The 6,292-nt window shown below is 65.7% G+C and carries 6 protein-coding genes and 1 pseudogene; 2 read left to right on the forward strand and 5 right to left on the reverse strand.

The annotated features are described in order from the left end of the window. Positions 1 to 27: 27 nt before the first annotated feature. The 4 genes from AC56KW_RS10470 to AC56KW_RS10485 are packed head-to-tail and all read right to left on the reverse strand — an operon-like array spanning position 28 to position 2,863. On the reverse strand, positions 28 to 321 hold the full coding sequence (locus AC56KW_RS10470; protein ID WP_497170668.1) for a BolA family protein: 294 nt from the start codon (positions 319 to 321) through the stop codon (positions 28 to 30). Beyond that, positions 318 to 950, reverse strand: a complete 633-nt coding sequence (locus tag AC56KW_RS10475; protein ID WP_497170677.1) for a septation protein A — start codon at positions 948 to 950, stop codon at positions 318 to 320. The genes AC56KW_RS10470 and AC56KW_RS10475 overlap by 4 nt, the downstream gene beginning before the upstream one ends. A gap of 13 nt (positions 951 to 963) precedes the next feature. Further along, positions 964 to 1,359, reverse strand: a complete 396-nt coding sequence (gene msrB, locus AC56KW_RS10480) for a peptide-methionine (R)-S-oxide reductase MsrB (protein ID WP_497170669.1) — start codon at positions 1,357 to 1,359, stop codon at positions 964 to 966. Between the two features lie 40 nt (positions 1,360 to 1,399). Continuing rightward, positions 1,400 to 2,863, reverse strand: coding sequence for a protein adenylyltransferase SelO (locus AC56KW_RS10485; RefSeq protein ID WP_497170678.1), 1,464 nt, complete (start codon positions 2,861 to 2,863; stop codon positions 1,400 to 1,402). A 216-nt stretch (positions 2,864 to 3,079) separates the two neighbouring features. Here AC56KW_RS10485 and AC56KW_RS10490 point away from each other — a divergent pair, with 216 nt between their 5' ends. Together AC56KW_RS10490 and AC56KW_RS10495 are read left to right on the forward strand one after the other, a co-directional pair. Continuing rightward, positions 3,080 to 4,732, forward strand: a complete 1,653-nt coding sequence (locus AC56KW_RS10490) for a 3-(methylthio)propionyl-CoA ligase (protein ID WP_497170670.1) — start codon at positions 3,080 to 3,082, stop codon at positions 4,730 to 4,732. Between the two features lie 65 nt (positions 4,733 to 4,797). Continuing rightward, on the forward strand, positions 4,798 to 5,613 hold the full coding sequence (locus AC56KW_RS10495) for a DUF817 domain-containing protein (RefSeq protein ID WP_497170679.1): 816 nt from the start codon (positions 4,798 to 4,800) through the stop codon (positions 5,611 to 5,613). A gap of 499 nt (positions 5,614 to 6,112) precedes the next feature. Here AC56KW_RS10495 and AC56KW_RS10500 read toward each other — a convergent pair. After that, positions 6,113 to 6,292 (reverse strand): annotated as a pseudogene (locus tag AC56KW_RS10500) (IS1595 family transposase); the annotation flags it as partial.

The following is a 6,292-nucleotide window of genomic DNA, read 5'->3' on the forward strand; positions in this document are numbered from 1 at the left end:
TTACTTAAAACTGCCTGAAGCCGACGCTCAGGACAGCTCGGAAGGCGCGGTCGCGTTGATGGCGAGCGCGTGGATTTCCGCCTTGTTGATCATATCGTGAACGGCATCATACACAAGACGATGGCGCATGACCAGCTTGAGGCCCTCGAACCGCGATGACACGATTTTGACGGTGTAGTGGCTGCCCCCGGAGGCCGCGCCGGCATGGCCGGCGTGCAGGTGCGAGTCGTCGGTGATCTCGAGGGAAGCGGGGGCCAGCTCGGCCTCGAGAATGGCGCGCAGGCGTGCTTCGCGGTCGCCCTTGTCGGTTGCAGTGGTCATGCGTCTTCCTCCTTGATGTATTTGGACAGCATCATCGTCTGGATCACGATGAAGGCAAAGAAAATGCCGGTAAAGCCGAACAGCTTGAAGCTGACCCAGGCGCTGGTATCGCTACGGAAGACCACGAAGGCCATCAACAAGTTCAACAGGCCCATGCCGACGAAAAACAGGATCCAGCTGTAGCCGATGCGGCTCCATACCGGATCGGGCAGCTTGATATTGGCTTCCATTACGGAGCGCATCAGGTTCTTCTTGTAGAACACTTGCGCCACCAGCAGGGCGAGGGCGAAGGCCCAGTACAGGATGGTCGGCTTCCACTTGATAAACAGGTCATCGTGGAAATAGATCGTGGCGCCGCCGGCAACCAGGATCACGGCCAGCGACAGCCACAGCATATTGTCGACCTTGCGGCCGCGCACCAGCAGGTAGCCGACCTGCAGCGCCGTGGCGACGATGGCCACCGCGGTCGCCAGCAGGATCGCCGACTGCGCCGGCGGCACGGCGCCGCCGGCGATCAGCGGGCCGAGGTACTCCACGGTCATGCGGTGCGCCCAGTCCTGGTTGCTGTCGCCGTATTTGTATACGCCGAAGAACAAGAGGACCGGGAACAGGTCGAACAGGAATTTAATCACTACCTGGCCCTCAGAGCGGTTCGAACCGCATCGAGGCGGAATTGATGCAGTAGCGCAGGCCGGTCGGCGGCGGACCGTCCGGGAACACGTGGCCCAGGTGGGCGTCGCACACGCCGCAGATGACCTCTGTACGCACCATGCCGTGGGTACGGTCGACCTTCTCGATCACGTTCTCCGGATCGAGGGCCTTGAAGTAGCTGGGCCAGCCGCAGCCCGAATCGAACTTGGTGTCGGACTCGAACAGCGCCGTATCGCAGCATACGCAGTGGTAGATGCCGTGCTCGTGGTGGTCCCAGAACTTGCCGGTGAAGGCGCGCTCGGTGGCGGCTTGGCGCGTCACCTGGTATTCCATCGGGTCGAGCTGGGCACGCCATTCGGCGTCGGTCTTGGTCACTTTGTTGGTCATGATTGTCTTTCTTGGGGTAAACAAGGGCGGGGCCGCGGCCTCAGGATGAGCAGCTCACCTCGAGATGCGCCGCCCAGTCCGGCGGCAGGGCCGCATAGGCATCGTTCTCGGGCTGCTCGTCGAACGGACGTTCCAGCACGGCCAGCAATTTGTGCACGCCGCTGTAGTCGCCGTTTTGCGCCTGCTCGATGGCGATCTGCGCGAGGTAGTTACGCAGGATATATTTTGGGTTGGCCTTGTGCATGGCTTCGCGACGGGCAGCGTCGACGCTGCCTTCCTGGCGCAGCCGGGCGCGGTATTCGACCGCCCAGGCGTCGAACCCCACGCGGTCGATGAACAGGTCGCGTAGCGGCTCGTCGCCGGCCGGCCCGTCGATCTCGAGCTCGCCCAGGCGGCGGAAGAACAGCGTGAAGTCGGCGTGGTTCTCTTGCAGCAGGCTGAAGGTACGGTCGAACAGGCCGGCATCCTCGTCGCGGTGTTCTTTCAGGCCGAGCTTGGCGTGCAGCAGCGTATCGAGCTGGCGCCCGAATTCGGGACGGTAGACGGCGAGGGCTTCTTCTGCCGCCTCGGGTTCGCCGATCAGCGGCAGCAGGGCATTGGCCAGCGCATAGCAATTCCAGTGGCCGACCGGCACCTGGTTAGCGTACGAGTAACGGCCGCCCTGGTCGGTGTGGTTGCAGATGTGCTTGGCGTCGAAGGCTTCCATGAAGCCGAACGGGCCGTAGTCGAGCGTCAAGCCCAGGATCGACATATTGTCGGTGTTCATCACGCCATGCATGAAGCCGACCGCCTGCCAGTGCGCGATCATGCGCGCGGTGCGGCGGGTGACCTCGGCCAGCAGCTCCTGATAGGGATTGGCGGCGCCCTGCAGCTCGGGATAGAACTGGCCGATCACGTAGTCGGCCAAGGTGCGCAGTTCGGTCTCGCGCTCGCGCGAGGCCCAGTGCTCGAAGGAACCGAAGCGGACGAAGGTCGGCGCCATGCGCGTCACGACGGCGGCGCTTTCCATGGTCTCGCGGGCGATCGGTTGCGGCGATCCGGTCACGACCAGCGCGCGCGTGGTCGGGACCCCGAGGGCGGCCATGGCCTCGGAGCAAAGAAATTCGCGGATGGACGAGCGCAGCACCGCGCGACCATCGCCCATGCGCGAATACGGCGTGCGGCCGGCGCCCTTGAGCTGCAGTTCCAGCGGACCATTCGGGGTGGCGATCTCGCCCAGCGTGATCGCGCGGCCATCGCCGAGCTGGCCGGCCCAGACGCCGAACTGGTGGCCTGAATACACGGCCGACAAGGGCTGCGAGCGCGGCGCCACCTTGTTTCCGGTCAGGACCTCGACAAAATCGGGGCGCGCGAGATCGCCCGCACTCAGCCCGATCAGGGCTGCGGCGGGACTGCTCGCCGCAATGAAGTGTGGCGAGGGCAACGGCGTCGGCATGAGGCGCGTGTAGAACGCCGGTGGCAATTCGGCAAACGAATTGTCGAAGGGGAGTTCGTCGGCAGTGATGGCAGTGTCCTGGCAAAGTGGTCAAGATTGGCGGAATTTTACCGCACCAGGCCGATTCTATCCGCGCACCGGTGCGCTGTGCGCCGGCGTTACATCCGGTAACCGGGCAGGGCGCTATTACTCAGTGACTTGATGCGGTGCATCATCGAATCCGGTTGACGGCCACACGATGCGAGGATGACACTTTCCTTGTTGCCATTTGTTCATGGAGTCCCCATGCAAGCGTACCCGATGAGCCCGCTGCAAGGCCAGATGATGGATCAACCGCTGCTGGTGTCAAGCATCCTCGAGTCTGCAGCGCGCCACTATGGTGACACCGAGATCGTCTCGCGCCGGGTGGAAGGCGACCTGCACCGCTACACCTATCGCGACTGTGCGCGGCGCGCGCGCCAGCTGGCCGGTGCGCTGGGCGGCCTGGGCATCGGGATGGGCGAACGCGTCGCTACCCTGGCCTGGAACGGCTACCGTCATATGGAGCTGTATTACGGCGTGTCCGGCTCGGGCGCGGTGCTGCACACGATCAATCCGCGCCTGCATCCGGCGCAGATCGCCTATATCGTCAACCACGCCGACGACCGGGTGCTGTTCTTCGACCTGACGTTCCTGCCTGCGATCGAGGCCATGGCGCGCGAATGCAAGACAGTCAAGGCCTACGTCGCCCTGTGCGGCCGCGAGCACATGCCGCCCGCGGGCGCAGTCGCGGGCCTGCTGTGCTACGAGGAGCTGATCGAGGCCGCGTCGAGTGACTATGCATGGCCGCAGTTCGACGAGCGCTCCGCGGCCGCGCTGTGCTACACCTCGGGCACGACCGGCAACCCGAAAGGCGTGCTGTACTCGCATCGCTCGACCGTGCTGCACGCCTACGCCTCGGCGATGCCGAATGCGCTCGGCGTCTCTAGCGCCGACGTGGTGCTGCCGGTGGTGCCGATGTTCCACGTGAATGCCTGGGGCTTGCCCTACTCGGTGCCGCTGGCGGGCGCCAGGCTGGTGTTCCCGGGACCGGCGCTGGACGGCAAGTCGCTGTACGAGCTGTTCGAGGCCGAGCGCGTGACCTTCTCGGCCGGGGTGCCGACGGTCTGGCTCGGCCTGGTCAACCACATGCTGGCGAACGACCTGCGCTTCTCGACTTTCCGCCGCACCGTGATCGGCGGATCGGCCTGTCCGCGGGCGCTGATGGATACACTGATCGACCGGCTCGGGGTACAGGTCGTGCACGCCTGGGGCATGACCGAGATGTCGCCGCTCGGCACCGCCTGCACGCTGCTGGCCAAGCACGCGACCATGCCGCAGGACGAGCAGCGCGCGGTGCTGAGGAAGCAGGGGCATGCGATCTACGGCGTCGACATGAAGATCGTTGACGACGAAGGCGCCGCGCTGCCGTGGGATGGCGCGACCTACGGTCACCTGCTGGTCAAGGGGCCGTGGGTGGCATCCGGGTATTTTGGCGGCGAGGGCGGCGATGTCTTGCGGGACGGCTGGTTCCCGACCGGCGACGTGGCCACGATCGACCCCGACGGCTACCTGGCGATCACCGATCGCAGCAAGGACGTGATCAAGTCGGGTGGCGAGTGGATCGGCACGATCGAGCTGGAAAACGTGGCGATGTCGCATCCGGCGGTGCTGCAGGCGGCCTGCATCGGGGTCCAGCACCCGACATGGGCCGAGCGCCCGCTGCTGGTGGTGGTGCGCCGGGCGGGCATGGAGGTCACGCGCGACGAGTTGCTGGGCTGGTTCGGCGGCAAGGTGGCCAAGTGGTGGACTCCGGACGACGTCGTGTTCGCCGAGAGCCTGCCGGTGGGCGGCACCGGCAAGATCCAGAAGAACAAGCTGCGCGAGCTGTATGCGGCGCATCGCCTGCCGACCGCCTGACCCCTTTGCAGCGGCTGGATACCCCCTCAATGAACACGCTGCTTGCGGCCTTCGACCGCCACCTGATGGACGCCAGAGCGCGCTCGCTGGGCGGTGCGCGGCGTGGCCTGGTCGAGTTCCTGTACTTCGGGATCAAGGAGGCGCGCGCCTGCCTGTTCGTCGCCGGGTTCTTCCTGGCGATCGTGCTGGTGCCGCGCGCCGGCCTGTCGGGCGTGCCGCGCTACGACGTGCTGCTGGTGGTGGCGCTGGCCATCCAGGCCGGCATGGTGTGGTCGCGCCTCGAGACCTGGGACGAGCTGAAGGCGGTGTCCCTGTTCCATGTGGTCGGCTTCGCGCTGGAAGTGTTCAAGGTGTCGGGCGGCATCGCGTCGTGGAGCTATCCCGACTTTGCCCATACCAAGGTATGGGGCGTGCCGCTGTTCGCCGGCTTCATGTACGCCGCGATCGGCAGCTACATCATCCAGGCCTGGCGCCTGCTCGACCTGCGGGTGCGCCACCACCCGCCGTACTGGATGGCGGCGGGGATCGCCATCCTGATCTACCTGAATTTCTTCACCCACCATTATATCGGCGACTGCCGTTGGTACCTGGCGGCCTGCGCGCTGGGCCTGTATGCGCGCACCGAGGTCGTGTTCCGGCCGCTCGACCGCGACCGCCGCATGCCGTTGCTGCTCGGTTTCGTGCTGACCGGTTTCTTCATCTGGCTGGCCGAGAACATCGGCACCTTCTGGGGCGTGTGGCGCTATCCCAACCAGCTTGGCGCCTGGTCCGTCGTCCACCTGAGCAAATGGAGTTCGTGGTCGCTGCTGGTCATCATGACCTTCACGATCGTGGCAAGCCTGAAGCATGTGAAGGCCACGGTGCACGTGGCCGAGCGCTAGGAGCTCGCCGCACCGGGGGCGGTACGGCGCCGCGCGGCATTGTGAAGATCCGCGACCGGCGACAACAAGCCGCGATCGAATTCGTCGAGCGGCATACCCTCCTGCGCCCGCCGCGGCCGGTCGGCACGGGTCAGCGCCGCGGCCCAGCGACACCGGATCGGCGCTCCCGTCGGCCAGCATCGCGGCGGCACGCTCCGGTGCGTGCAGTGAGCCCCGATCTCGACCATCGCGGCGGGGTCGTACAAGGCCTTGGCCGCGGCGATGGTGTCGGCCGGGTAGGGCCGGGGCCGACTTGCTGCTGCGCGCGTCCGACGCTACCGTCGACGTGGCAGGCGCCGCGGTCGATGTCGCGATCCGCGACGGCCGTGGACCGACCCCGGGCGCCGATGCCGAGGCCATGTTCTCGGACCGCTGCGCGCCGGTCGCCAGTTTCGCCCTAGGATCGCTGACGCCCGCGACCTGGAGCGCATCGCGCTCATCGAATTTGGCGATGTCACCGTTACCTATGGATGAATCCGATCGCGATGCGTAGCAATTGCTCGACAGAAGTAACTCGCCCACCATCGAGGGCCCACAGCCAACCCAGGTAATTCGGCAGGCGCCATGACGCCACGCCATGAAAGCGCGCCAACCACTCCTTGAAGCGTCGGTGATAAGCGTTCACGTTTTGCACGTGGAT

It is taken from the genome of Telluria sp. RT2P19, from assembly GCF_059685725.1.